Here is a 24,730-nt window from a genome sequence, read left to right on the forward strand (position 1 = left end):
GCCGCTCACAGGGACAGGAGGGCGCGGGCGTCCGCCCACATGCGCGTGACGATCTCCCCGGCCGGTTCCGCACGGGCCAGGGCGGCCGACTGGCCCGCCCACATGTTCACCCTGTCGACGCCCGGCGCGTCGCCCCGGCGGAACCTGCCGACCAGCCGGCGCTGCTGCGGGTAGGGCGCGGGCCGGGGGCCGTCGTCGGCCGCCCAGGCCTGCACGAACGGTGTCGCGACCGCCCGGCCCAGCCGCCCGGAGTAGGCGCGCGTCGGGGTCGTGCGTTCCGGGGCGAGGCCGTCGAGGGTCTTCGCCCACCCGGCGTCGATCCCCGCCTCGGGTGAGCGCAGCAGCGCCGTCCCGACCTGCACCGCGCTCGCCCCCAGCGCCAGCGCCGCCGCGACGCCCCGGCCGTCCGCGATCCCGCCCGCTGCCACCACGGGCACGTCGAGGGCGTCGGCGAACCGGGGGACCAGCGCCATGAGCCCGACCGTCGTCGCCTCGGCCGCGGCCGGGTCGAACGTGCCCCGGTGCCCACCCGCCTCCATGCCTTGCGCGACGACCGCGTCGGCGCCCGCCTCCTGCGCGGCGAGGGCGTCGTCGAGGGTGGTCGCGCACGCGAACCAGGCGATGCCGCGCTCGTGCAGCCGCGCGACGTAGCCGGGCGCGAACAGGCCCATGATCGAGGAGACGACGGTCGGCGCCGCCTGGAGCATCGCCTCGCACTGCGCGTCGAAGTCGGGGCCCTCGGCGTCGGCGCCCGGCGTTCCGTACGTCTGCAGGAACGCCGCCGCTGCCGCGACGCGGTCCGGGGCGTCGACGGGCTCGTCGGGCAGCCAGATGTTGAGCTGCACCGCGCCGTCGGACGCCGCGCGGAACCGGGCGACCCAGTCGCCGATCTTCTCCGGCCCGTCGAGCACGACGCCGTTGGCGCCCATGCCGCCCGCGTTCGCGACGGCCGCCGCGAGTGCCGGTGGGCACGCGCCCGCCATCGGGGCCTCCAGGACCGGCACCGTCGTGCCGAACCGTTCGCAGAACGCAGCCACCCGCGCTGACACCGTCATGATCTTCTCCCCTTCGTCCTGCCGCGCCCCAGGTTGTCACGAGAACCCGGTTTCGGCGGTTCACGTCGTTCATTCTCGTTGTGCCGCAAGGGATCAGCCTCACGGACGGGCACCCGTTCCACGGTGGCAGTCTGTACCTCGGGGGTCTTCGTGACGGAGGCCGGAGGGGTGGGGTGAGGGCTGTCGTGAGAGCTCCGACGGGCCGGGTCCGGACCGGGCTGACGCTGTCGCTGGGCGTGGCGGTGCTCGCGTGCATCGTGCTGTCCGCATTGGTCATCGTGTCGCCACGCCAGGCCGAGGCGCTCTCGTCCGGCATCACCGGCGGCGCCGCGGGACCGGCCGCGCCCGCCGCACCGGTCCTCGCCACCAACGCCGACGCCGGCCCCGTCAACCCCGGCGACCCGCTGCACGTCACCGTCACCGGCGGCACCATCGCGGCCCTCGCCATGACCGACAAGGCCAACGGCAAGGCCGTCACCGGCGACCTCGCGCAGACCGGGACCGAGTGGACCTCCACCGGCGACCTCGGCTACGGCTCGACCTACACCCTCGGCATCGACACCGTCGGCCCCGACGGCAGCCGTCACCACGACGACAAGACCGTCAGCACGCTCTCGCCCACGCGGACCGCGTACCCGTCGTTCGTCCCGCCGCCCTCGGCGACCACCGTCGGTGTCGGGCAGCCCCTCGTCGTGCGCTTCGACCACGCGGTCAAGGACCACGCCACCGCGGAGAAGGCACTCACCGTCACCTCGAACCCGCCGCAGGAGGGCAGCTGGTACTGGCTGTCCGACACCGAGGTCCACTACCGGCCCGAGGTCTACTGGCGGGCCGGCAGCACGATCACCCTCAAGGCCGACATCTTCGGCGTCGATCTCGGCAACGGCACCTACGGCCAGACCTCCCGCACCGAGACGATCCACGTCCACGACTCCTGGGTCGCCAAGGCCGACGGCAAGACCGAGCAGATGCAGATCTTCCACGACGGCGCGCTCGTCGACACCATGCCGATCAGCCTCGGCTCGCCCGGCTTCCCCTCCCACACCGGCCCGCACGTCATCTCCGACAAACAGCCGAGCATCACCATGGACTCCTGCACCTACGGCGTCTGCGCGGGCCAGCCCGGCTACTACAAGGAGAAGGTCGACCTCGACCTGCGAATCTCCGACGACGGCGAGTTCGTGCACTCGGCGCCCTGGTCGGTGGGCTCGCAGGGCGGGGCGAACGTCTCCCACGGCTGCGTCAACCTCAGCCCCGCCAACGCGCAGTGGTTCTTCGACCACTTCGGCATCGGCGACGTCGTGGAGATCACCAACTCGGGCGGCCCCGCGCTGCCGCTGGGCGACACCTACGGCGACTGGGAGCTGTCCTGGGCGCAGTGGCAGGCGGGCAGCGCCGCGAAGTAGCCGCGACGTCGCTCCGGGGAGCAGCGCCGGGCAGCGCGGTAACGGTGTCTGCGCGGTGCGCGACGTCAGCGACGTGACGACCGTCCCGCCCGGTACCCCGCCGCGGTCCCGCCCGGCGCCGCTGCTCGTCGGGCGCGCCGTCGCGCTGGCCGTGCTCACGGCGGCGCTGGTGCTGTACCTCACCGGCGTCGTGAGCGTCCCGCAGCTGCTGACCGCGCTCGTGATCGTCCTGCTCGCGCTGCTGGTGCTCGTCGTCCGGCCCGCCGACGTGCGCGCCCTCCTGGGCCGGGTGCAGCAGGTGTCGGCGGGTGGGGTCAGCATCGAGCTGGCCGCGGCCGGCGCGAAGGCTGCCGCCGCGGCGCCGACGGGGTCCGAGGACGACCCCGACGGCGACCCGACCTCGATCGTCGAGCTGCGGTTCCGGCTCGAACGCAAGCTCGCCGACCTGGCCCGCGGCGTGCTGTCCGAGGTCGTCGGCGGCATCGTCGTGCCGACGCACGTGACGATCGGCGGGCTCGTCCGCGACCGGCTGCTCGGCCCCGCGGAGGCGACCGTCGCCGACACGATCCTCACGACCAGCGAACACGAGTTCGCCGCCTACGCCGACACCCAGCGTTCGGCGCTGCTGCGCGACGGCGGCAGGTTCGTCGCGACGTTCCGCGCCGCGGTGTTCCAGGCGCGCGCCGCGCAGCTACTGGCGCAGCAGGCGGGTGGGGTCGAGCGGGTCCGGCGCGACGACGCGGCGGGCGACGACCTCGTGGTCACCGGCGCGGGCGGGCGGCTGCGGTACGTACCGGTGTTCGCCGACGCGGGCTCCGACCTCGTGCGCCGCCAGCAGCAGCGCGCCGCCCTGCTCCCCGGTCGCAGCGTCGTCCTGGTCCCGGCGCTGTCCCCGAGCCCGCCGCCGGGCGACGCCCAGGTCCCGGTCCGCACCTTCGGCGACCTGCTGCGCGGCCCCTGACCTGTGCGTGGCTGAGGGGGTCAGGGGACGAGCACGACCTTCAGGCGGTCGGTCAGGTCGTGGTTCGACACCGCCGCGATCGCGGCCTCCGCGTCGTGCAGGTCGAAGCGGTGCGTCACGAGCTTCTCGAAGGGGAACCGGCCCGTCGCGGCGAGTGTCATCGCCCGCCGGACCGACGAGCTGTCGAAGCTGAACACCCCCTGCAGCCGGATCTCCTTGAGCGTCACGACGTCCATCGGCAGCGGCGTCAGCACGTCCTTGCCGGTGACGCCGCCGCTGACGACGGTCCCGGTCTTGCGGACGAGGTCGAGTGAGGTGCGCAGCGCCTGGGGGCTGCCGGTGGTGTCGACGACGACGTCCGCGAGCCGCCCGCCCGTCGCGTCCCGCACCGCGGCGACGACGTCCTGCTCCCCGGCGGTGACGACGACGTCGGCGCCGAACTCCGGCGCCAGCTCCCGGCCCAGGACGTCGCGGGGCAGGCCGGTGGCGATCACCGTGCGGGCGCCCGCGGCCCGGGCGGCGGCGACGCAGCACAGCCCGATCGGCCCGACGCCCTGCACGACCACGTCGTGACCCTGGCCGACCCCGCCCCGGGCGAGCGTCCACTGCACGGCGTTGGCGATCGCGACCGTGCACAGCATCCCCACCTCGGCGCTCGTCCCGTCGGGGACGCGGTGCACCACGGACCCGGGCGCGAGGTGCATCAACGGCGAGTAGGCGCCCCACAGGTGCGGGGCGACGTCGGAGGAGGTGACGGTGCCGTAGCCGTCGGCGTTGTCGCAGAACCGGCTGTCCCCGGCCGTGCAGTAGGGACAGGCGCCGCACGCGACCATCGGTTCGACGACGACCCGGTCCCCGGCCGCCACGCCCCACCTCTGGGCCGCGCGGGCCCCGACCTCCTCGATCCGGCCGACGATCTCGTGGCCCATGATCAGCGGCAACGGGGTCGGGTAGCCGCCGGTGACGATGTCGACGTCGGTGTGGCAGATGCCGGCGAGCTCGACGCGCAGCAGCCCGTCGTCGGGGCCGACCGGGGGCCGGGGGAACGTCCGGGTCTCGAACGTCCGCGCCTCGGTGAGCACGACGGCCTCGACGGTGTCCGGCATCGCGGGTCCTCCCTGTCAGTGGCAATGGGCGCTACCGCGACTATGGCCACTCACGGCCCCGGACGCCGCGTCGCGACCCGGTCAGGGGCCGCCGTCGGGGTGGCGGGTGCCGCCGGACGGCTGGCTGCGACGAGAAGGCGCCGGGCGGTCGGGGGACCGCCCGGCGCATGGTCGTCGGGAGTGCGGATCAGGCAGGCAGGGCGGCGGCGATCGTGTTCAGCACCGGGCCGTAGCCGGCCTTCGAGAACCGCTCGAAGCTGCTCATCGTGATCGTGTAGCCGCCCTGACCGGTCACGGCGACGGCCTCGCCACCGAGCTCCTTGGTGGCGACGTACCCCTTGCCGCCGGCCAGGTCCGACACCTCGTCGTACTGGCCGCTCGCCTGCTCGCGCAGGGTGTCGAGCATGATCTCGCCGGTCGAGGCGCTCGACGTCGTGATGCTCAGCTGGGCGACGCCCTTGCCGTCGCCGAACAGGCAGCTGCCGTCGTCCTTCATCTGCTGGCCGACGAGCGAGCTGATCTGCGCGGCCGTGAACGGGCAGGCCGGCGCGATGCTGCCGGCGCCACCGGCGACGACGGTGTCGTCGGAACCGGTGTCGGCGCCCCCACCGGCGACGGGCGCGTCCGTCGACACCGCGGCGGGCTCGGCCGCGCCCGAGCCGAACGGCAGCGAGCCGCCGAGGGCCCAGTACGCGGCGCCGCCACCGACGACGAGCACGGCCAGCACGACGACGACGATCGTCGCGATCGACCTGCCCGACCCGCCGGAACGCGGCCGGGAGATCCGGGTGTCACCGCCGCGGGACGGGGCCTGGGGCGGCGCGTAACCCTGCGGCGGGTAGTAGCCGGGAGCCTCGCCGTAGCTGCGGGCGCCGGGCATCGGCGGGCGGGGCGGCGGAGGCGGGTAGCCGTAGCCGGGCTGCTGACCGTACTGGGCGGGGCCGTTGCCGTAGGGGGCCATCGGGAGTCTCCTTCATGGGGGCGGGGGGCTCCCGCATGAGGAGAATCGTGCCGAGTCCGCAGCCCGGTCTCGACCGTGCCGACCCCCGGGCGGGGTGGGGAGAACCCCCGGCGTTCCCGTAGTTAGAACCTTGACGACGCCCCCGTGAATGGCGATAGTTCGCCATGGCGACCATCGCCGATCACGACCGCCCGCCGTCGCCGCTCAGCGAGGAGAAGTGCCGTGGCCCGCCTGCATGCCGTCGCGCCCCAGGAGTTCGACCCCACATTGAGGTCGACCCTCGGCCCCGCGCTCGACGACCCCCAAGGACTCGGCCTGCTCCGGGTCCTCGCCCAGCGCCCCGACGTCGCGCAGGCGTTCCTGACCTTCCGCAGCGCCATGGCCGCCACGTCGACGCTCTCGCCGCGGCTCGTCGAGCTGACGCGGCTGCGTATCGCGTTCCACAACCAGTGCCGCAGCTGCATGGCGCTGCGCACCGCGACCGGCGCGGCGGACGGCGTCACCGAGGGCCTCGTGTGCTCGCTGGAGAAGCCGCAGGAGGCGCCGGACCTGACCGACGCCGAGAAGGCGGCACTGCGCTACGCCGACCTGTTCGCCACCGACCACCTCGCCGCCGACGAGGCCGTCTTCGACGACCTGCGGCAGTACTTCACCGAGCCGGAGATCGTCGAGCTGGGCATGCAGATCGCCGTGTTCGTCGGCTTCGGACGGCTCTCGGCCACCTGGGACATCGTCGACGACCTGCCCGAGCGCTTCCACGCCCGCGACGTCGCCGTGACGCCGTGGGGTGCCGACGCGGTCGTCGCCGATCACCGCTGAGGCCTGGCTCCCGGGACCACCTCGGAGGACCATGCCCGGGTGAGCAGCGCGATCGAGGCCGTCGCCGCGACGATGCAGGACCGGCTCGACGCGATGCCGCCGACCCGGGCCGCGCAGCGGGACTTCCTCGGCACCTACCGGCGCACGACGCTCGCGGTGGGCGACGCCGTCGACCACGGCGTGTTCGAGGACCCGGCGTGGGTGGACGAGTGGGACGTCGCGTTCGCGGGGTTCTACCTCGCCGCACTCGACGCCGACCTCGCCGGCGGGTCGCCGCCGCGGCCGTGGCGGCTGGCGTTCGGGGCACCGGAGTCGCTGCCCTCGCTGCTGCACGTGCTGCTGGGTGTGAACGCGCACGTCAACTACGACCTGCCGCAGGCGCTGCTCGCCGTGATCCCCGACGCGGGGTTCGCCGACACCGCGCTGCTCGACCTGCGCCGCCGCGACCACGAGCGCATCGACGGCATCCTCTCCGCGCGGGTGGCGGCCGAGGACGGCGAGCTGGCCGCCCGCTCGGCGCGGCGGCTGCTCGACCGCGCGCTGACCCCGCTGAACCGCCGGGCGTCGCGACGGTTCCTGCGCGAGTCCCGGCAGAAGGTGTGGCACAACGCGATCGAGCTGCAGAAGGCACGCATGGCGGGCCCCGCCGACCACGCCGCCCGGCTCGCCGAGCTGGAGGTCCTCGCCGCGGCGAAGATCGCGGACCTCCTCGCGCCGGGCCAGGTGCTGCTCCGGCTCGCGGTCGCCGGTTTCGGCGTGACGTTGCCCCCGCCGTGACCCGGGCCCGTGCGGGGCCCGCTAGATCTCGATCCGCGAGCCCATCACCACGGTCCGCTCCAGCGGCAGCCTGAAGAACGCCGCGGGTGTCGCCGCGTTGTGCGACAACCCGATGAACAATCGCGTCCGCCACGACGCCATCTCCCCGGACCCGCCGCGCTCGATCGTCAGGCGGGACAGGAAGTACGACGCCGTGTCGGAGTCGAAGTCGAGCTCCGCGGCCAGCGAACGGCAGTCCCGCAGCAGCTGCGGGATGTCAGGCGCGTCCTGGAACCCGAAGCGCGCGGTGACGTGCACGATGCCATCCCCGGTGTCGCCCAGGTCGTCGACGGTGAGCCGGTCCGCCAGCGGTACGTACGGCACGTTCAGCGACTGCACCGACACGATCACCACGCGCTCGTGCAGCACCCTGTTGAACTCGACGTTGGCGCGCAACGCGAGCGGTGCCGTCTGGTTGGTGGGGTGCGGGAACACGGCGATACCGGGGACGCGGGCGACGCCGCTGTCGTGCAGCTCCTGGACGAAGTCGGGCAGCGGGCCCTCGAGCTCGATCCGTCTGCCGGTGACGATCTGGCGGCCGCGCTGCCACGTCGTCATGACGGTGACGACCACCGCCGCGATCAGCAGCGGCAGCCAGCCGCCGTGCGGGATCTTGGTGACGTTGGCGGCGAAGTACAGCAGCTCCAGCCCGCCGAACACGACGCCGGTGAGCACGAGCTGCCACATCGGCCAGTGCCAGCGCGTCGCGGCGTACATGAGGAACAGCGTCGTCGTCAGCATCAGGGTGCCGGTGACCGCGAGGCCGTAGGCGGTGGCGAGCCGGTCCGACGACTCGAACGTCACCATCAGTACCAGCACCCCGGCGAACAGCAGCCAGTTCACCGCGGGCACGTAGATCTGGCCGCTCTCCTGCGTCGAGGTGTGCTTGACGGTGAGCGTCGGCAGATAGCCCAGCCGCACGGCCTGCCGCGACACCGAGAACGCGCCCGAGATGACGGCCTGCGAGGCGATGACCGTCGCGAACGTGGCCAGGACGACCAGCGGCCAGCGCGCCCAGTCCGGGGCGAGCAGGTAGAACGGGTTGTCGACGGCCTTCGGGTCGTCGAGGATCAGCGCCGCCTGGCCCAGGTAGTTGAGGATCAACGCCGGCCACACCACGGCGAACCACGAGACCCGGATCGGCCGCTTCCCGAAGTGCCCCATGTCGGCGTACAGCGCCTCGGCACCGGTGATCGACAGGACGACCGCGCCCATCGCGATGAACGCCGTGAACGGGTGGTCGACGACGAACGAGACGATGTAGGTCGGGGAGAGGCCCGCGAGCACCGCCGGGTGCGTGATGATGTGCGGGACACCCAGTACCGCCAGCGTGACGAACCACAGCACCATGACCGGCCCGAACAGCCGTCCGACGCGGTGCGTGCCGAAACGCTGCGCCAGGAACAGCAGCGCCAGGATGCCGATCCCGATGGGCAGCACCAGGTCCGCGAGCCCCGGTTCGGCGACCTCGAGGCCCTCGACGGCCGACAGCACCGAGATGGCGGGGGTGATCAACGAGTCGCCGTAGAACAGCGACGCCCCCAGCACCCCGAGCAGCAACGCCAGGGCCGCCCGCCGCGGATTGGCCTTCGTCACCTCGCGCACCAGCGCGGCGAGCGCCATGATCCCGCCCTCGCCGTCGTTGTCGGCACGCAGGATGAACGACACGTACTTGATCGTCACGACGATCGTCACCGACCAGAAGATCAGCGACACGATGCCGTAGACGTCCGACGGCGTCGGTTTGACGGCGCCGTCGTCGATCGAGAAGACCGTCTGCATCGCATACAGCGGGCTGGTGCCGATGTCGCCGAAGACGATCCCCAGCGCCCCGAGCGCGAGGCCGGCGAGGCCGCCGCCGTGCGCTGCCGGATGGTCGGGGTTCCCGACGGCCGGCCGCGGTGCGGACGGTGGCGGTTCGACGGGCCCGGGTGCCCCCGCCTCCGCGACGGCGGAGGGCTCTGCGTCGGTCACGCGCACAGTGTGCACGGGTCACGGGTCGAGGCAGTAGCGATCATCGCCGGGCGTCGCAGGTCGCCGCGGAGGACCCGCCGTGACTGATCGCATACGTCCTGCTCAGCGGCGTGGAGATCGACTCGCCGAGTTCGGTGACCGGGTCCAGGCTCGGATGCAGGGCCGCATCGGTGGCCCACGACCGGAAGGAACACCCGATGCGGTTCATCCGTCTGTTCCGGCTTCCCCTGCTGCTGCTCGCCCTTGCGGTCGGCGGCGTCGCGCTCGCCGCACCGGCGAACGCGGGCACGCCCGCGCCGGCGGGCCACCAGAGCCACGACTGGCATCCGCACTCGCCCGCGAAGGTGAAGGTGAAGGGCGGGTCGACGTCGCTGACCGTCGACAAGGCGACGGCGGCGGTGCTCGCCGAGAACAAGGTCACCGTCAGGGCGGTGTACGGCGCCGGCGGCAAGGCCCCGACGTTCCGGTTCCCGATCACCGGTGGCTCGGTCGACCCGAGGACCGCCGCCGGGACGATCACCCACAGCGGCGGGTTGAAGATCGCGGCCGGGATGAAGTCGGTCGTGGTGAAGGACTTCACGATCGACACGAGGTCCGGGGTGCTGACGGCTCGCGTCGCCGGCACCTCGACCCGGATTCCGCTGCTGAAGCTCGACACGTCCTCGGCGGCGATCTCCGGTTCGAAGGGGTGGCTCGTCGTCACCGGTGTGCGGGCGACGCTGACCTCGCAGGCGGCGGCTGCGCTGAACACGACGTTCGGTGTCTCACTGTTCGAGGCGGGGCTGCCGATCGGGACCGCGGCGGTGTACGCCCGGACCTGAGCTGCCCGTCCACCGACGTGTCGTCAGCGCGAGACGATCGCGCTGACGACACCCTCGGTGGGGGCGGCCCCGGGTGCGCGCCCGGACCAGGCGAACCTGAGGCTTGTCGCGTGATCGCCGCGTTTCGCCCGCGACCGAGAACCTGCAGGTCACAGGCTTCCCGCGAGGAACGTGCGAATCAGGTGGTGGGTCTGTTCCGGGTACTCCGAAGGTATCCAGTGCCCGCAACGGCCGAAGACGTGAATCCGGACGTCAGGAATGTGCCGGGCGAGGTAGTAGGCCGCCTCCACCGGCACCACCGAGTCCTGCAACCCGTGCACCACGAGTGTGGGCTGGGTGATTCGGCGGAGGGCGGCCTCGGGGACGCCCACGGGTGGTCCCGAGGCGAACTGGGCCTCGAAAGAGCGCCGCACGTCCGGCCGGGACGCGACGACGTAGTTCCGCTCCGCGAGCGCCTGCAGGTCCACCGGCATCGCGGCGGGGTCGTGGACGAACCAGCTGTACAGCCGCGCCAACGCCGACGGACTCGGATCCACGTAGAACGACATGACCCGCTCGAGCTCCGCCGTGATGGGCAGGGGGGTGCCCGCCGTGGCGAGCAGGACTGCTCTGTCGAAGCGCTCCGGCGCCTCGACCAGCAGCTGCAGGGCGACGGAGGCCCCCATCGAGCTCCCGACCACGTGAGCACGCTCGATCCGGAGCTGGTCGAGGACGGCCAGCGTCTGATCGACGCGCAGCCGGTTCCACAGCCGCATGTCGCGCGGCGGCTCGGCGGGGTGCCAGCTGTCGGCGAACCCGACGAAGTCCGGCGCCAGGCAGAAATGGTCGCTCCCGAGTTCGGTCAGCGCGAGGCGCCAGTTCGACAGCCCGCTGGCGCCGGGTGCGGCGCCGTGGAGGAACACGACCGGGGTGTCGTCGACGGAACCCGAGCGGTGCACGGTGACCGGACCGTCGATGCCCGGAAGCTGCATCTGGACGCTCTCGAGGCCGGCGGGTGCGGTGAGTGTCGAAGCGGACATCGTGGGTGCCGTTCTCCTTCGTGGGCTGGGTCCGTGGTGTGGTGACGCGGTCGCCCGACCGTCCGTCGGGTCCGGGTAACACCCTGTGGTGCACCGGACCCGACGGACAGCCTCGTGAGGGCAGGTCCAGGCCGATCCTCGTCGCGGCGAGGACCCCCGTCTTCGTCGTGAGGTCACATCGCGAACCGCACCGTTGGTGCGGACGCACGAAGCCGCGGGACAGCCCCGGCGCTAGCGGGCAATGTCCTCGAGGACGGTCCCGGGCCGGATCCGCCGCATCCCGGCCGCACAACCAACAGCCACGAGCGGGCAGATCGTGAGCCAGATCAACAGCGTGGTGGGCACCCCGATGGCGTCGAACAGGTACGGGCCGAACAGTGCCGCGCAGAAGAAGCCGATCCATTCCATCCCCGCGACCAGGTTGGCACCCGTACCTCGTACCCGGGTCGGAAAGACCTCCGCTGCGTAACCGACCGCCGCGGTGATGTGACCGGCGAGGAAGAAGTAGATGAGCGAGTACCCGACGGTGAGCGAGACCAGGGTCGTCCCGGCGAAGGCCATGTACAGGCCGGCGCCCGCACCCAGCGTCAGCCAGAGCATCGAGGCCTCGCGCCTGCCGATCCGTTCACCCACGGCCGAGGACAGCAGGTAGCCGACGCCTGCGACAGCCGTCGCGATGGCCGAGGACAGGTAGGTGTGGTCCAGGCTGATCCCGTAGGCCCCGTACACGGTGGGGAGATAGCTCGCGATGCCGGCGAAGCCGAATGCGTAGACGACGTGCCAGATCGATACCAGGATCGAGGAGCGGCGCAGGTCTGCGGCGAAGATCTGGCGGAGGTGACCGCTGTGGACGCCAGGCTCCTGGGCTCGGCTGGCCCGGAACCGGTGCGACTCGTTCACCGCCCGGCGCGCCCAGATCATGACGACCACCGGCAGGATGCCGAACACGAACAGCCACCGCCAGCCCAGCAGCGGAACGATCGCCCACGACAGCAGCGAGCCGAGGAAGAAGCCGAGGGGATAGCCGACCTGGGCGATGCCGATGAGGCGCCCGCGCACGGCGGCGGGCGCCTCTTCGGCCACCATCACCTGTCCGGCCATCCACTCGGTGCTCGCGCCGGCCTGGGTGAGACCGCGGGCCACGACGAGAACGAGTACTCCGGGGGCCCCGGCGGTCAACACGCTGCCGAGGACCGCGGCGAACAGACACGCCTGGAAGACAGGCTTGCGCCCGACACGATCCATGATCGGGCCGGCGAGGAATGTCGACGCGGCGCCGACGGCGTAGATCAGCGCGTAGATCACACCGATCTGTTTGTCGGTGATCCCGAGATCACGTGCAATCAGGGGATAGTTGAGGTTGAACAAGCTGCTGTCGGCGTTGACCAGCGCCCATCCACCGAGCGACAGCAGGGTGACCTTCCAGGTTGTGCGCGAGAGTCCCCGCAACGACCCGGACCGGGCCGAACCGACCTCGGTACGTGATGTCGGCGGGGCCGGATCGCGCTCTTCTTCGTCGTTCACGCCCAGTCCCCGGGCGACGACATCGCCGGTGTTCTCCTTCGGCACAGCTCGGACCTCCTCGTTGAGGAACGGCGGATCGCACCATCGATGCGATCCGCAATGGACAGCCGCACCGAAGCGGCCTGACGCGCTCGGCGGTGACAGCCGCGCGACCACCCCACGGTGGCCAACCGGTGGACCACGGTCTGGTCCGCCGAGCCGATGCCGGGGGCAGTGCCGAGCAGGGGGCACGGATCGACGTCCTCAGGCGTCTGATGGATGAGGCCCCTGCCCCGCCCGGCAGGCGGTGGCCGCCCTCGGGCGTCTCGGAAGTATTGCCCGTCACATTCGTGGGCGTCATTGGCGAAACCCGCGACGCCCGATCTGCTCCGTTGGTACATCGGCCAAACCCGCGCAGCACGCCCGGCCGGGCCGGCATCGTCGACGCGCCCGACGCCGGCGCAGCGCGGCGGGCCCGCACACGTCGGCGACCGCCGCCTGTCCGTGCGAACCGTCGGGCGCACCCGCCCGCCGGAGCGGGGCCGGTCGGCGGTCGCGCACCTGCCATCGCGTCCCGAACCCGATCGCCCCGCGCGGCAGGCGGCCGAGTCGCCCGGACCTGACGGTCTCGGTCCGCCCGGCGACCCGTCCAGGCGTCGCCGCAGATGACGTGGAGGCGCGCCGCGCTCCATTGGACGGTGGCACAACAGTGTTCCGGACAGTCTGTGCGAGAGCCACAACAACGGGGACCTCGGACTGGTTAGGCTCCTGCGCGGACATTTGAAATCTGCGCAGCGATCGATAGGGAGCCCGCCGTCATGGTCGACAACCATGCAGATGACAACGGAAAGTTCGGCCTGGCCGTTGCACAGGTAGGCGGAATCCAGCCTTCCGAATCAAAGGCGGAGGTCGTCGAACGACTGACTCGCCTTCTGCGTGACGCCGCCGCGCAGGGCGCAGATTTCGTCGTGTTCCCAGAGCTGACCTTGACGACATTTTTCCCGCGATACTGGGTCGACGACAACAGCGACATGGATGCCCACTACGAGACGTCCATGCCGAACGACGAAGTCGCTCCGCTGTTCACCGCCGGCCACGACCTGGGGGTCGGCTTCTATCTGGGCTATGCCGAGCTGACCCCCACCGGCCACCGCTACAACTCGAGCGTCACGGTGGACAAGGGCGGAGCGATCACCGGCAAGTATCGGAAGATCCACCTGCCCGGCCACGACGACAACCGTGCCGCTCTGCGCAGCCAGCACCTCGAGAAGAAGTACTTCGAGGTCGGCGACCTCGGGTTCGGAGTGTTTCCGACCGACGGACTCAACATCGGTATGGCTCTGTGCAATGACCGGCGCTGGCCCGAGGTGTACCGGGCGTTGAGCCTGCAGGGCGCCGACCTGGTCGTCCTCGGATACAACACCCCGATGGACGTCCCCGGTTGGCAAGAGGAACCGCACGCCAAGATGGCCACCCATCTGCTGTCGCTGCAGGCGGGCGCCTACCAGAACTCCGTGTGGGTCGCAGCCGCGGCCAAGTCGGGCTTCGAGGACGGCGTCTACATGATCGGCGGGTCCGCGATCGTCGCACCCACCGGAGAGATCGTCGCCAAGGCCATGACCGACGGCGACGAGGTGGTCGTGGCACAGATCGATCTCGACATGGCGCGGCCGTTCCGCGAGAGCGTCTTCGACTTCGCCGCCCATCGCCGCCCCGAGCACTACAACATCCTCGTCGAGCGGACCGGCCGTGGTGAACCGATTCCGCTCCCCGAGGGCGCACTGGACTGACCTTCACACCAGCACGAACTCGGCAGGAAAGAGGAGCGAGCCATGTCATTCACGTGTTTCACAGGTGGCCGCATCGTCACCAGTAGCGGACAGTTCGATGCGGATATTCTGGTCGAGAACGGAACCGTCGTCGCGGTCGGCTCGTTCCCGCAACTCAACACCGAGTCGATCGAGCTGGTGGAATGCACGGGGAAGTATGTGCTGCCCGGTGGCGTAGACGTCCACACACATCTCGACTCACCTCTGATGGGCACGACGACGGCGGACGACTTCGAATCCGGAACGATCGCCGCGGCGTGTGGCGGGACGACGACGATCGTCGACTTCGCCATGCAGCCGACCGGTGTCCGCCTCACCGACGCGCTGGACACTCACCTCGCCAAGGCGAAGGGAAAAGCGGTCATCGACTACGGGATGCACATGTGCATCACCGACCTCTATGACGGTGCGACCCAGGAGTTCGACGAGATCGCGCAAGCCGGGGTGAGCAGCTTCAAGGTCTTCATGGCCTACCGCGGAACGCTGATGCTGCACGACGGGCAGCTCTACGACGTGCTCCGCGCAGCGAGTGGCGTCGGTAGCCAGGTCTGTGTGCATGCCGAGAACGGCGACGTGATCGACCGCATCGCGGCCGACCTCGTCGCGGCCGGCAAGACGGGCCCGGGAACCCATGAGATCGCGCGCCCCCCGGCCACTGAGGTGGAAGCTGTCGAACGCGCCATCCGGATCGGGCGAATGGCAGACGCGCCCCTGTACTTCGTTCACCTGTCCACGGCCGGTGCGGTCGAGGCCGTGGCCAACGCTCAGGGCAAGGACTGGCCTGTCGCGGCCGAGACGTGCACCCACTACCTGACACTCGACCGCGAGCTCTACGACCAGCCGGGCTTCGAGTCGGCCAAGGTCGTCCTGACGCCGCCGCTGCGGACCAAGGAGCACCGTGATGCTCTGTGGTCCGGCCTCAGCGCCGGGACGTTGAGTGTGGTGAGCTCCGACCACTGTCCCTTCTGCTTCGCGGACAAGGAACGGCTGGCGGGGGCCGACTTCCGGTCCATTCCGAACGGCGGGCCGGGCGTCGAGCACCGTATGTCTGTCGTGTACGGGAAGGGTGTGGCGCAGGGTCGCATCACGCTGGAGAAGTTCGTCGCACTGACCTCGACGATTCCGGCGCAGCAGTTCGGGCTCTACCCCCGCAAGGGACACATCGCACCGGGCGCGGACGCAGACCTGGTCTTGCTCGATCCGCGCGGCAGCACGACGATCACGGCTGCGACCCAGAACCAGGCCGTCGACTACACACCGTATGAGGGCTGGTCGTTGCCCGGCAGTTTCGACGCCGTGTACTCCCGAGGTGAGCTCGTCGCCCAGCACGGGCGCTATGTCGGTCGTGCCGGCCGCGGGCAGTTCCTGCACCGCGCAACCCGCTGACCCCACCGGTTCGCGAGTGCGGAGGCGAGTCCGGGACGGCGAACGAGAGGCGCACGCCCGACACGGCGGCGGCGCCGACCTCGTCCAGGGGCGCGCCGGTCGGGCCCGTCGCACCCGGCGGGGCTTGCACAGCGCCTACGCGGCCGTAAGGATGTTGACCTCCCACCATCGCCACCCACCTCGGACCTCGGTCGCGGTCCGCGCGGCAGTAGGCGCGGGTTTCGCAGCAGGACACCTCAGCCGCTACGAACAGGAGGGCCTGGTGAAGCTGGCGGAGATCGTGCGAGGGCTCGGTTCCCGGGTCGACTTCGTCACCGGCACCGCGCTGCTCGACTCCGACGTGAGCGGCGTCTGCGCACACGGTCGGCCCCAGCAGGCTGACCGGGCAGTACTGGTCGTGCAGGAACCGGTGACGAGCGAAGACGCAATCATGGAACTGCAGCGGTACTGCGCCGATGCCAACATCACCGGGGTCCTCGTGAAGGACCCTGCCCGCCACAGCCTGACCGCGTCGAACGAGCAACGACGGCCGCTCCACGCGGCGATGATCGTTGTTCATGAGCACGTCACGTGGTCCGATGTGTGTGGTTCTCTCGACGGCATCTTCAGCGCTGCCGGACGAGCCGCTCCAGACGATCACAGAGCGACCCTCGGCGCCATCACCGCCGCGGCCGACGAGCTGGGCGCCGCGATGCGGGGCAGCATCATCATCGAGGACGACAGTTTCGAGATACTCGCGTACTCCCGGGCAATGGAGGAACTCGATGATGCCCGCCGTGTGGCGATCCTGCAGCGGCGTCTACCGGAGGCCTACCAAGAGGCTTTCAATGCCCAAGGTGTGCTGGCACAACTTGCCGGCGGCCATGGGGTTCTGCATGTCGATGCGGTTCCCGAGATCGGACTCGGACCCAGGCTCGTTGCGGGCGTGAGATGCGACGGCGAACTTCTCGGGAGCATTTGGCTGGCACGCGACGCTCGCCCCTTCACACGCACGGACAATGAGACGCTCAGGGCAGCAGCAGCACAGCTGGGGCCACTCCTGCGGCAGATTCGACGCACCCGCGACGACCTGCTGGAAGCGCGGAACCAGAGCCTGCTCGCGGTGCTGCGCGAGAACGCACCCGCCAGCGCGGCCATCACTTTCGCCACGATCGCCGGTCTTCCTCTCCAGTCGCAGCTCCATGTCCTGACCTTCACCGCCCCACCAGTGCCGGAACCCGGGGTCGACGGCCGGACCGCGCTCCGGACGGCGGTGGAGACGGTGGCCCGGTCCGGCAGCACCCGGGCGTTCTCCGTACCGCGCGACCGATCACTCGCTGTACTTCTCACCGGGTGCCCGGCCCAGGACGGGCCCTGCGACGACACCCACCCGAGCCACTTCGCGAGCCGGGTGCTCACCGAGCTCGGTGACGGCGGGCGCCATATCGTTGCCGGGATCGGGACTCACTGCTCGACCTTGACATCCGCCTGGAAGTCGGCTCGGGATTCACTACGGGCGGGCGCCACACTTGCCGATCACCGCACCGGCCGACGTGTCGCATCTCTGCGCGAGGTCTGGTCCCATGCCGCGCTCGACGAGTGCCTTCCGCTGTTGAGCGCACCCCTCGAACAGTACGGTGGCGCCCTCGATCAGCTCGTGGAATCGGACACGACGGGGCGGACCGAATATGTCAAGACGCTCGCCGCGTCCCTCGAGAACTGGGGCGAAACCCGGAAAGCGGCCGAACTTCTGCACATCCATCCGAACACGTTGCGCTATCGACTCGCGCAGCTCGCTGAACTCACGAACATCGACCTCAACGATCCGACGCAGCGCTTGGTCCTGCAGCTCCAGTTGCGACTTCTCGGGCGATCTCGGCAACTCTCGAGGAGCGACGACGACCCGGCATGAGGCGGCTCGGATCGATGCCGGCGGACTGTCGCGTGGCCATGCCGCTACCGGTCCCGTTTCCGAGGCGAGGGCGGAGTGCGACCCCGGTGCCGTGATCGCCACCTGAGGTCGGTCGAGGTGGCGGCCGCCTTTCGGCGCTCTGCCGTGATGTCGTGGGGACCACGGGGCCGTGGAAGCGAACCACCAGCCCGCTCAGGACTCCGCGGGGCCAGGACGTGTCCGAGCGAGCGGTTTGCGTAGTTCGCGAAGCGGCTGTCGAGCGTCTGATCAGTGGGCGTTCCGTCGCGGGTGTCTCGTGCCGCCCAGCAGCCGAGGCGTCCGCGACACGTCGGCGGGCAGGGCAGCTCTAACGCCCTGACCAGGCTTTTTCGATGGTAGTGGCGGAGGGCGCGGCGGCCTGGGCCCCGTTCACGCACCGTTTACACGAGCGTGGTGGCAGCCCCTTGACAGGCGTCTGGGTGCCCCTTTACGGTGACGCACATCGCTATACGGAAGATTTCTTCGGTTTAGCGAATTCCGGACCGCGGCGCCCAGCGATGTGTCCTCCCTGGACGCGCGGTCGTGCACCCCGGGCTCTTCTCGAGCACCGGAGCATCGTCGGGCTCGTCATCCCCACATCACTGACCCAGCGCTTCGCTGGGCCCAGCCAGAGACGAAGGTGGATACTCCGGTGACCACAGAGCTAGCCACGGCACGGTCGGCGACCACGTCGGCCGCCAAGCCGTCAGTGATGCGACACGCCCAGAAGTACGCCCTCGTGGGAGTGTGGGCACTCGTCATCATCGTCTTCGGGGTGCTGCGGCCCGACTCCTTCCTGACCGGCGCGAACTTCAGCACGATCTTTGGTTCGCAGGCCGTCCTGGCGGTGCTCGCACTCGCCCTGCTGCTGCCGCTCGCGGTGGGGGAGTACGACCTGTCGGTGGCGGGAGTTCTCGGCCTCTCCCTCATCCTCACCCATTTCCTGACCGCGGAAGCCGGGTGGCCGTTGTGGGCGGCGGTGGTCACCGCGCTCGTGTCCGGTGTCGCGATCGGCGTCATCAACGCCCTGCTCATCGTGGCGGTCGGCGTCGAGTCTCTGGTGGTCACCCTGGGGATCGGGTTCATGCTGGTCGGCGTGGGGTACGCCGTCACCCCGGCAACCGTGGTCGGGACCTCCGGCTCGTTGTCGGCGGCAATGCGCACCCAGGTCGTGGGCCTCCCGCTCGTCTTCTTCTACGGGCTGGCGATCGTCCTGCTACTGGCCTACGTTTTCAGCCGCACACCCCTCGGCACGTACATGTTCTTCGTCGGTGAGAACCGCTCGGTCGCTCGGCTCTCCGGCATCCGAGTGAATGCAATCCGGGCTGGTGCGCTCATCGCGTGCTCGTCGCTGAGTGCGATCGCAGGCGTCTTCCTCGCGGGCCAGCTCGGGTCCTCCTCGCCCACCGTCGCTCAGGACTATCTGCTGCCGGCGTTCGCGGCAGTCTTCCTGGGCGCCACCACCATCACCCCGGGCAGGTTCAACCCTTGGGGCACGTTCATCGCCGTCTACTTCCTCATCACCGGTATCACCGGGCTACAGATGATGGGCCTCGTCGACTGGGTCTCACAGGTCTTCTACGGCGCGTCTCTGGCCGTGGCGGTAACGCTGTCGCGCATCGCCGGCGCGAAGTCGTCGCGCGACTAGCGGCAGGCCCGAACTCTCAGTCCGCCGAGCCGCCAGGCCTCGGCATGCACATCCCCGAAGAACCTTCACGGGTCAGCAGTCGCACGGCGCACCATGCAACCGAGCATCGAAGGAAGGTCGTTGACATGCGCGATTCAATGCCATTCAGAGGGATCAGGGGAGGGCTCGTCGCGCTGGCCGCGGTGGGTGCCATGACGCTGCTGGCCGCCTGCGGAGGTGCTGGGGCGGGAGACTCGGCGTCGCCGGGGGCGGCAGTCGACAGCGCCAGTGTCGAGGAGGCCAAGAGCCTGGTCGCCACGGCGCAGCAGCAGGTGGCCTGGCCGCAGCCCGGCCCGCCTGCGTTCGACGCATCGGCTGCCCGCGGTAAGACGCTCGGCTGGGTCGCGATCACCGCGTCGAACCCGTTCTCGCAGATCATGCTCGAGGGCGCCCGCGAGGCCGCGCAGCTGTCGGGGCTCAGCATCGACTACTGCGACGGCAAGGGGCGACCGTCGGAGTGGGTCCGCTGTGCCGACTCCCTCATCGCCAAGGGCGTCGACGCTCTGCTCATCCAGTCGATCGACCCCAAGATTCTGAGCGCGTCCATCGAGGCCGCCAACCGGGCCGGCATCCCGGTCATCGAGACCTCCAGCAACGACTCCTCGCAACCCCCCACTCCCGGGGTGTCCGCGGCGAACAACTTCGCGATCGCCGAGATGGGCAAGCTGCTTGCGGACTACGCCATCGCCGACTCCAACGGCCGGGTGAACGCCGTCTACTACGGAGCGCCGGAGGTGGCGCTGTCGCCGCCGCTGCACGCGGCGATCGAGGCCGAGTTCGCGCGTCTTTGTCCGGCCACGTGCTCGCTGAAGTCCTCCGATGTCCCTGTCGGCGAATGGGACACCCGCCTGCCCACGGTGGTGCAGTCCGGGATCAGTGCCGACCGCACCATCAACTACCTGATTCCGCTGGCCGACGGCGCCGTCCCGGCCATGATCCCCGCGGTGCACGCCGCCAACGCGACCGACAGGGTGAAGATCCTCAGCATCACTGCGTCGCCGTCGATCGTGAAGTTCATCGAGAGCGGTGACGTCTTCGTCGCCGACGTCGGCCCGTCGACCGAGTGGCACGGGTGGTCCACCGTCGACCAGGCGCTGCGCCTGATCGTGGGGCAGCCCAAGGGCTCCCCCATCCTGCACGACCCGCAGATGCCGATCCGCCTGTTCGACAAGGCCAACGTCGGCGAGCTGAACTTCGACGACCCGAGGATGCCGAACTTCTTCGGTCCGGTCGACCTCGCCGCCGAGTACGGGCGGGTCTGGGGGATCACCCAGTGATCAGCGGGTCCGGCCCACGACCGGGAGGAGGCGGAGATGAGTGACAGCGGTGGACAGACCGACGAACTGCTCGTCGCCTCCGGCTGGTCGAAGACCTTCGGGCCCCGTCGGGTGCTCTCCGACGTCGCGCTGACGATCAAGCGGGGCGAGATCCACGGGCTCGTCGGGCAGAACGGGTCGGGCAAGTCCACCTTCATCAAGATTCTCTCCGGCTTCCACAACCCGGATGACGGTGCGCGCCTGCAGGTGCGCGGTGACGACGTGGACCTGCCGCTGCACCCCGGGCGCCCGCACGAGCTCGGCATCGCATTCGTGCACCAGGACCTCGGTTTGATCGAATCGGCCACGGTGCTGGAGAACATGCGGGTGGGCCAGTTCGAGACGGGTCCGCTGTGGCGGGTCTCGTGGGCGCAAGAGCGGGCGCGTGTCCGCACGCTGCTGGAGAGCTTCGGGATGAGTGTCTCGCCGGACACCCCGGTCCGCAGCCTCTCCCAGGCCGAGCGAGCGCTGCTGGCGATCGCCAGGGCGCTCGACCAGGTCGACCATGTGGAGAACGCGATCCTCGTCCTCGACGAGCCCACGCCGCACCTGTCGCGGGAGGCGGCGGAGGTGCTGCTCACCCGGGTCCGCGAGATCGCCGCCAAGGGCGCGGGTGTGTTGCTGGTGACCCACAGTCTGTCGGAGATCCTCTCGCTGACCGATCGCGTGACGGTCCTGCGAGACGGCGCGCTGGTCGACACCGCGAGCACGGCACAGCTGACCGAGGACCGGCTGATCGAGCTGATCGTCGGGTTCAGTCTGGACAACCTCTACCCCGACAAGGCCGAGTCGGCCGGCGACGTCCTGATGCGGGCGCGCGGGCTGACGTCGAACGTCACGGCGCCCTTCTCGATGGACCTTCGGCGCGGCGAGGTCGTCGGACTGACTGGCCTGCTCGGATCGGGCTGGGAGCAGATCCCGTACCTGCTGTTCGGGGCAACGCCCAGTTCCGCAGGCGAACTGACGATCAACGAACAGGCGTTCGCCCCCGGCACATTGACCCCCGGTGCGGCCATCCGTGCCGGGGTGGCGCTGATCCCGTCGAACCGTCCCGTCGACGGGGCGGTCGCCGGCGCGACCGTGATCGAGAACCTGACGTTGACGACGCTGCGGAAGTACTTCGCCGGTGGCTTCCTGCAGAAGAGGCGCCAGCTCAGCGACGTTCGTGAGCAGCTGGACGTGTTCGATGTCCGCCCGCGCGATCCGCACGCGGGGATGGGCACGCTCAGCGGCGGTAACCAGCAGAAGGTGCTGCTGGCCAAATGGTTCCGCAGCGACCCGGACGTCCTGCTCCTGCACGAGCCCACCCAGGGCGTCGACATCGGGGCCCGGACCCAGATCTTCGAGCACATCCGGGCGGCTGCCGTCGACGGGACCTCGATCGTCATCGCCAGCGGGGAGCACGAGGACCTGGCCGCGCTGTGCGACCGCGTTCTCGTGTTCTGCGACGGCGTCGTCACCGCCGAGATCGCCGGCGCCGAGCTCACCGCTGGGCGCCTGAGCGAGCAGTCACTACGCACACACCGGGCCGTAGCCGCCGGCGCAGCCGGCTAGCGCCGGACCCGACCCGCTCGACCGGCTCGCCGATTCCACGCAGAAAGGTGTCATCAGAAGTGAGCACTACAGGCGCGATCGACCTCACCTGCCTTCCGTTCACCCCGACCACGAAGGAAGGCGCCTACCAACACCCCGGCCAGAAGTCCGTCCTGCAGCGGCTCGGGATCTGGGACAAGCCCTCGACCGCCGACGACCTCGTGCAGGCGATGGACGCTGCCGGAGTGGACAAGCTCATCGTTCCCGCGCAGGCGGGCAACGAATGGGACATTCCGTGGGAGATTCCCGCGGAGATGGCGCTGAAGCACCCGGGTCGGCTGTACGCGGTCCAGAGCGTCAACCCCAGCAACATCTCGCGGGGCCTGCGCAGTCTGGAGGAGGCCAGCAAGGCCCCCGGATTCGTCGGCGCGCACAGCTACCCGCACTGGTGGCGGCTCGCCCCCGACGACCGCGTCTACTACCCGTTCTACGCGAAGTGCCAGGAGCTGGGCGTTCCCATCCAAATCCAGGTGGGGCAGGCATTCCAGAACAATCTGTACAACGTGGGCCACCCCAGCACGATCGACCGTATCGCTGTCGACTTCCCGGAGCTGCCGATCATCGGCCTGCACGTCGGCTACCCGTGGGAGCGGGAGATGGTCGCGGTGTCGTGGAAGCACCCCAACGTCTACATCGCCCTCGACACGCATCACCCGAGCTCGTGGTCCAGTGACGTCACGGACTTCATCCGCGGAGACGGTGCCACAAAGGTGATGTTCGCGACGAACTACCCGATTCTTGATTTCGCGGATGCTCTTTCCGGAATCGCGGACCTGAAGTTCGGAGACGAGACCGAGCAGCTCGTCCTGCGCGGCAACGCGGAGCGGGTGTACCGCTTCTGAGCGGCGCCCGACCCGACCACCCGATCGAATCGCGACAATCGCGCTGAAGGTAGTGAGTACATGTCCCACGCACGTGTGAACGACTGCAACATCTGGTACGAGATCACTGGCAGCGGTACGCCGCTGTTGCAGATCGGCGGATCCGGTTTCGCGCACGAGAACTTCGCCCCGGTGTCGGGCAGGATGGCCGAGCATTTCCAGGTCATCGACTTCGACCTGCGTGGGTACGGCGGCTCGGATCGTCCCGAGCAGCACTACGACATGGAGGTGTGGGCCGACGACTGCGCCGCGCTCATCGACGCCCTCGGGTTCGATGCGGTGCATGTGCACGGAACCTCGATGGGCGGCATGGTGGCGATGAAGCTCGCGGCCAAGTACCCCCAGAAGCTGCGCGGCCTCATCCTCAGCTGCACCGCGGCGCGCTGCGACCGGATGTTCGCGTCGAACCTGCTGGTCCAGAAGGCGCTCGCGGAGGCCTACGGCATGGGCAGCGAGCCACTCGCACTCGCGATGTCGGCAGGCGCGCTCTCCGCGGCGTTCCTCGACACCCCGGACGGCGCGGCCACTGCCACCACCATCCGCGAGGTGCTCGAGCGCAACTGCTCGCTGTCGGTGTTCCGCGCCGCCGTCGACGCGATCGTCGCGATGGACCTGAGCGCCGACCTCGACCGCATCACCGCGCCGACGCTGGTCGTCTGTGGTGACGTCGACCTGCTGGGCGGGCTCGACCCGGGCCCGAGCGGTATCGGCAACCGTGAGATCTCGCAGCGCATTCCCGGTGCCGAGCTCGCGGTGATGGAGGGCGTCGGTCACGCGAACATGCTGGAGTCGCCGGACGAGTCGGTTCGGATCATGGTCGACTTCCTCGAGCGCGTCGACAGGTCGGTGGACGTCGGCGTGTGATCGCAATGTGTCGGTCGTCGGGCAGACTTTGCCGGTGGACGACTCCGTGAACGATGGTCCGCCGCCGGCTCTCGGGGCGGCGGCGGACCTGGCTCGTGACAGGACGCCGCAGGTGACGCAGCGTCTTGTTGATGCAACCGTGAAGGCGGCAGTGTGCAACCAGAAGACGGCGACGGAACCGGCCTCTCGGCCCGGGCGGTGCCGGGTGCGAGCGACACGACCTTGCACGACAAGCTGAGAGCGCTTCGAAAGCAGCGCGGTCTGTCGATCGCGCAGGTCTCGGAGATGACAGGCATTTCCAGCGCCTTTCTCTCACAGGTCGAGAACGGCAAGAACGACATCACCGTGACCCGGCTCATGCGGCTCGTCGAGGCGTTCGGCGTCAGTGTGGCCGACCTGCTCCCCGGCGACCAGGCGGGGGAGAGGGGGCTGACCGTGGTCCGCGCCGGCATGGAGCGGCGCCTGACCTCGCCGTCGGAACAGATGGAGGTGCGGGTCATGTCGGCTCGCGGGCATTCGAAGTTCATGCCCGCACTGACCGTCTACGAGCCGGGCGGCGGAATGTCGGAAGCTGCTGCATTCGAGTCCGAGGAAGTCGTCTACGTCCTGGAAGGCGAGATCGAGCTCGAATACGAGGGTGAGGTGGTGACGCTGAACCCGGGTGATGTCGCCTACTTCGACGGACGAGGCGTCCATCGGTACCGCAACCTGTCCGACGGGGAGGCCAAAGCATTCTCCGTGACGTGGCCGGCCATTTTCTGACCGTGTCCGCCGCTCGGCGACCCCGAGCCTGGCGAACCTCCGGGTGACACGGACGGCCGGCC

Annotated in this window: 20 protein-coding genes; 14 read left to right on the forward strand and 6 right to left on the reverse strand. The window is 70.0% G+C overall.

Annotated features, from left to right (window positions below; all coding sequences use genetic code 11):
* Nucleotides 1-5: 5 nt before the first annotated feature.
* Nucleotides 6-1,055 (reverse strand): NAD(P)H-dependent flavin oxidoreductase, encoded by a 1,050-nt coding sequence (locus AB7F12_RS13920; protein ID WP_428496761.1) that lies wholly within the window; start codon nucleotides 1,053-1,055, stop codon nucleotides 6-8.
* Nucleotides 1,056-1,240: 185 nt separating this feature from the next.
* Between AB7F12_RS13920 and AB7F12_RS13925 the strand changes: the two genes are divergently transcribed.
* Both AB7F12_RS13925 and AB7F12_RS13930 read left to right on the forward strand, forming a co-directional pair.
* On the forward strand, nucleotides 1,241-2,461 hold the full coding sequence (locus tag AB7F12_RS13925; RefSeq protein WP_428496762.1) for an Ig-like domain-containing protein: 1,221 nt from the start codon (nucleotides 1,241-1,243) through the stop codon (nucleotides 2,459-2,461).
* A gap of 55 nt (nucleotides 2,462-2,516) precedes the next feature.
* Nucleotides 2,517-3,422: a hypothetical protein gene (locus AB7F12_RS13930; protein ID WP_428496763.1), complete on the forward strand. Its 906-nt coding sequence runs from the start codon at nucleotides 2,517-2,519 to the stop codon at nucleotides 3,420-3,422.
* Nucleotides 3,423-3,442: 20 nt separating this feature from the next.
* Here the strand turns inward: AB7F12_RS13930 and AB7F12_RS13935 are convergent, their stop codons facing one another.
* Both AB7F12_RS13935 and AB7F12_RS13940 read right to left on the reverse strand, forming a co-directional pair.
* Complete coding sequence (locus AB7F12_RS13935; RefSeq protein ID WP_428496764.1) at nucleotides 3,443-4,528, reverse strand: zinc-dependent alcohol dehydrogenase; 1,086 nt, start codon at nucleotides 4,526-4,528, stop codon at nucleotides 3,443-3,445.
* A 187-nt stretch (nucleotides 4,529-4,715) separates the two neighbouring features.
* Nucleotides 4,716-5,489, reverse strand: coding sequence for a hypothetical protein (locus AB7F12_RS13940; RefSeq protein ID WP_428496765.1), 774 nt, complete (start codon nucleotides 5,487-5,489; stop codon nucleotides 4,716-4,718).
* 222 nt (nucleotides 5,490-5,711) lie between these two features.
* Here AB7F12_RS13940 and AB7F12_RS13945 point away from each other — a divergent pair, with 222 nt between their 5' ends.
* Nucleotides 5,712-6,308: a carboxymuconolactone decarboxylase family protein gene (locus AB7F12_RS13945; protein WP_428496766.1), complete on the forward strand. Its 597-nt coding sequence runs from the start codon at nucleotides 5,712-5,714 to the stop codon at nucleotides 6,306-6,308.
* 39 nt (nucleotides 6,309-6,347) lie between these two features.
* Nucleotides 6,348-7,085: a DUF5995 family protein gene (locus AB7F12_RS13950; RefSeq protein ID WP_428496767.1), complete on the forward strand. Its 738-nt coding sequence runs from the start codon at nucleotides 6,348-6,350 to the stop codon at nucleotides 7,083-7,085.
* Between the two features lie 21 nt (nucleotides 7,086-7,106).
* Here AB7F12_RS13950 and AB7F12_RS13955 read toward each other — a convergent pair whose 3' ends face one another.
* Nucleotides 7,107-9,098: a potassium transporter Kup gene (locus tag AB7F12_RS13955; RefSeq protein ID WP_428496768.1), complete on the reverse strand. Its 1,992-nt coding sequence runs from the start codon at nucleotides 9,096-9,098 to the stop codon at nucleotides 7,107-7,109.
* 197 nt (nucleotides 9,099-9,295) lie between these two features.
* On the opposite strand from AB7F12_RS13955, the gene AB7F12_RS13960 reads away from it, so the two are divergent.
* Entirely contained in the window at nucleotides 9,296-9,919 is a 624-nt protein-coding gene (locus AB7F12_RS13960; RefSeq protein WP_428496769.1) for an HtaA domain-containing protein, read from the forward strand.
* A gap of 149 nt (nucleotides 9,920-10,068) precedes the next feature.
* On the opposite strand, the gene AB7F12_RS13965 is transcribed toward AB7F12_RS13960, so the two are convergent.
* Both AB7F12_RS13965 and AB7F12_RS13970 read right to left on the reverse strand, forming a co-directional pair.
* Complete coding sequence (locus AB7F12_RS13965; protein ID WP_428496770.1) at nucleotides 10,069-10,938, reverse strand: alpha/beta fold hydrolase; 870 nt, start codon at nucleotides 10,936-10,938, stop codon at nucleotides 10,069-10,071.
* Between the two features lie 231 nt (nucleotides 10,939-11,169).
* Nucleotides 11,170-12,462: an MFS transporter gene (locus AB7F12_RS13970; RefSeq protein ID WP_428496771.1), complete on the reverse strand. Its 1,293-nt coding sequence runs from the start codon at nucleotides 12,460-12,462 to the stop codon at nucleotides 11,170-11,172.
* A 797-nt stretch (nucleotides 12,463-13,259) separates the two neighbouring features.
* Here AB7F12_RS13970 and AB7F12_RS13975 point away from each other — a divergent pair.
* The 9 genes from AB7F12_RS13975 to AB7F12_RS14015 all read left to right on the forward strand — a co-directional run bounded on the left by AB7F12_RS13975 (nucleotide 13,260) and on the right by AB7F12_RS14015 (nucleotide 24,668).
* Nucleotides 13,260-14,231 carry an N-carbamoyl-D-amino-acid hydrolase gene (locus AB7F12_RS13975; protein WP_428496772.1) on the forward strand — a complete coding sequence of 324 codons (972 nt, stop codon included), beginning with the start codon at nucleotides 13,260-13,262 and terminating at the stop codon, nucleotides 14,229-14,231.
* Between the two features lie 42 nt (nucleotides 14,232-14,273).
* Nucleotides 14,274-15,656: a dihydropyrimidinase gene (gene hydA, locus AB7F12_RS13980; protein WP_428496773.1), complete on the forward strand. Its 1,383-nt coding sequence runs from the start codon at nucleotides 14,274-14,276 to the stop codon at nucleotides 15,654-15,656.
* A 262-nt stretch (nucleotides 15,657-15,918) separates the two neighbouring features.
* Nucleotides 15,919-17,547 (forward strand): helix-turn-helix domain-containing protein, encoded by a 1,629-nt coding sequence (locus tag AB7F12_RS13985; RefSeq protein WP_428496774.1) that lies wholly within the window; start codon nucleotides 15,919-15,921, stop codon nucleotides 17,545-17,547.
* A 763-nt stretch (nucleotides 17,548-18,310) separates the two neighbouring features.
* Nucleotides 18,311-19,213: an ABC transporter permease gene (locus AB7F12_RS13990; protein WP_428517944.1), complete on the forward strand. Its 903-nt coding sequence runs from the start codon at nucleotides 18,311-18,313 to the stop codon at nucleotides 19,211-19,213.
* Nucleotides 19,214-19,350: 137 nt separating this feature from the next.
* Complete coding sequence (locus AB7F12_RS13995) at nucleotides 19,351-20,529, forward strand: sugar ABC transporter substrate-binding protein (RefSeq protein ID WP_428496776.1); 1,179 nt, start codon at nucleotides 19,351-19,353, stop codon at nucleotides 20,527-20,529.
* A gap of 36 nt (nucleotides 20,530-20,565) precedes the next feature.
* Nucleotides 20,566-22,122 carry a sugar ABC transporter ATP-binding protein gene (locus AB7F12_RS14000; protein WP_428496777.1) on the forward strand — a complete coding sequence of 519 codons (1,557 nt, stop codon included), beginning with the start codon at nucleotides 20,566-20,568 and terminating at the stop codon, nucleotides 22,120-22,122.
* Between the two features lie 59 nt (nucleotides 22,123-22,181).
* On the forward strand, nucleotides 22,182-23,003 hold the full coding sequence (locus AB7F12_RS14005) for an amidohydrolase family protein (RefSeq protein WP_428496778.1): 822 nt from the start codon (nucleotides 22,182-22,184) through the stop codon (nucleotides 23,001-23,003).
* Nucleotides 23,004-23,063: 60 nt separating this feature from the next.
* The gene (locus AB7F12_RS14010) at nucleotides 23,064-23,906 is read left to right on the forward strand and encodes an alpha/beta fold hydrolase (RefSeq protein WP_428496779.1); all 843 of its coding nucleotides are present in this window, start codon (nucleotides 23,064-23,066) and stop codon (nucleotides 23,904-23,906) included.
* A 153-nt stretch (nucleotides 23,907-24,059) separates the two neighbouring features.
* Entirely contained in the window at nucleotides 24,060-24,668 is a 609-nt protein-coding gene (locus tag AB7F12_RS14015; protein WP_428496780.1) for a helix-turn-helix domain-containing protein, read from the forward strand.
* Nucleotides 24,669-24,730 lie beyond the last annotated feature (62 nt).

This window comes from Pseudonocardia sp. (genome assembly GCF_050250275.1).
GTDB lineage: Bacteria > Actinomycetota > Actinomycetes > Mycobacteriales > Pseudonocardiaceae > Pseudonocardia.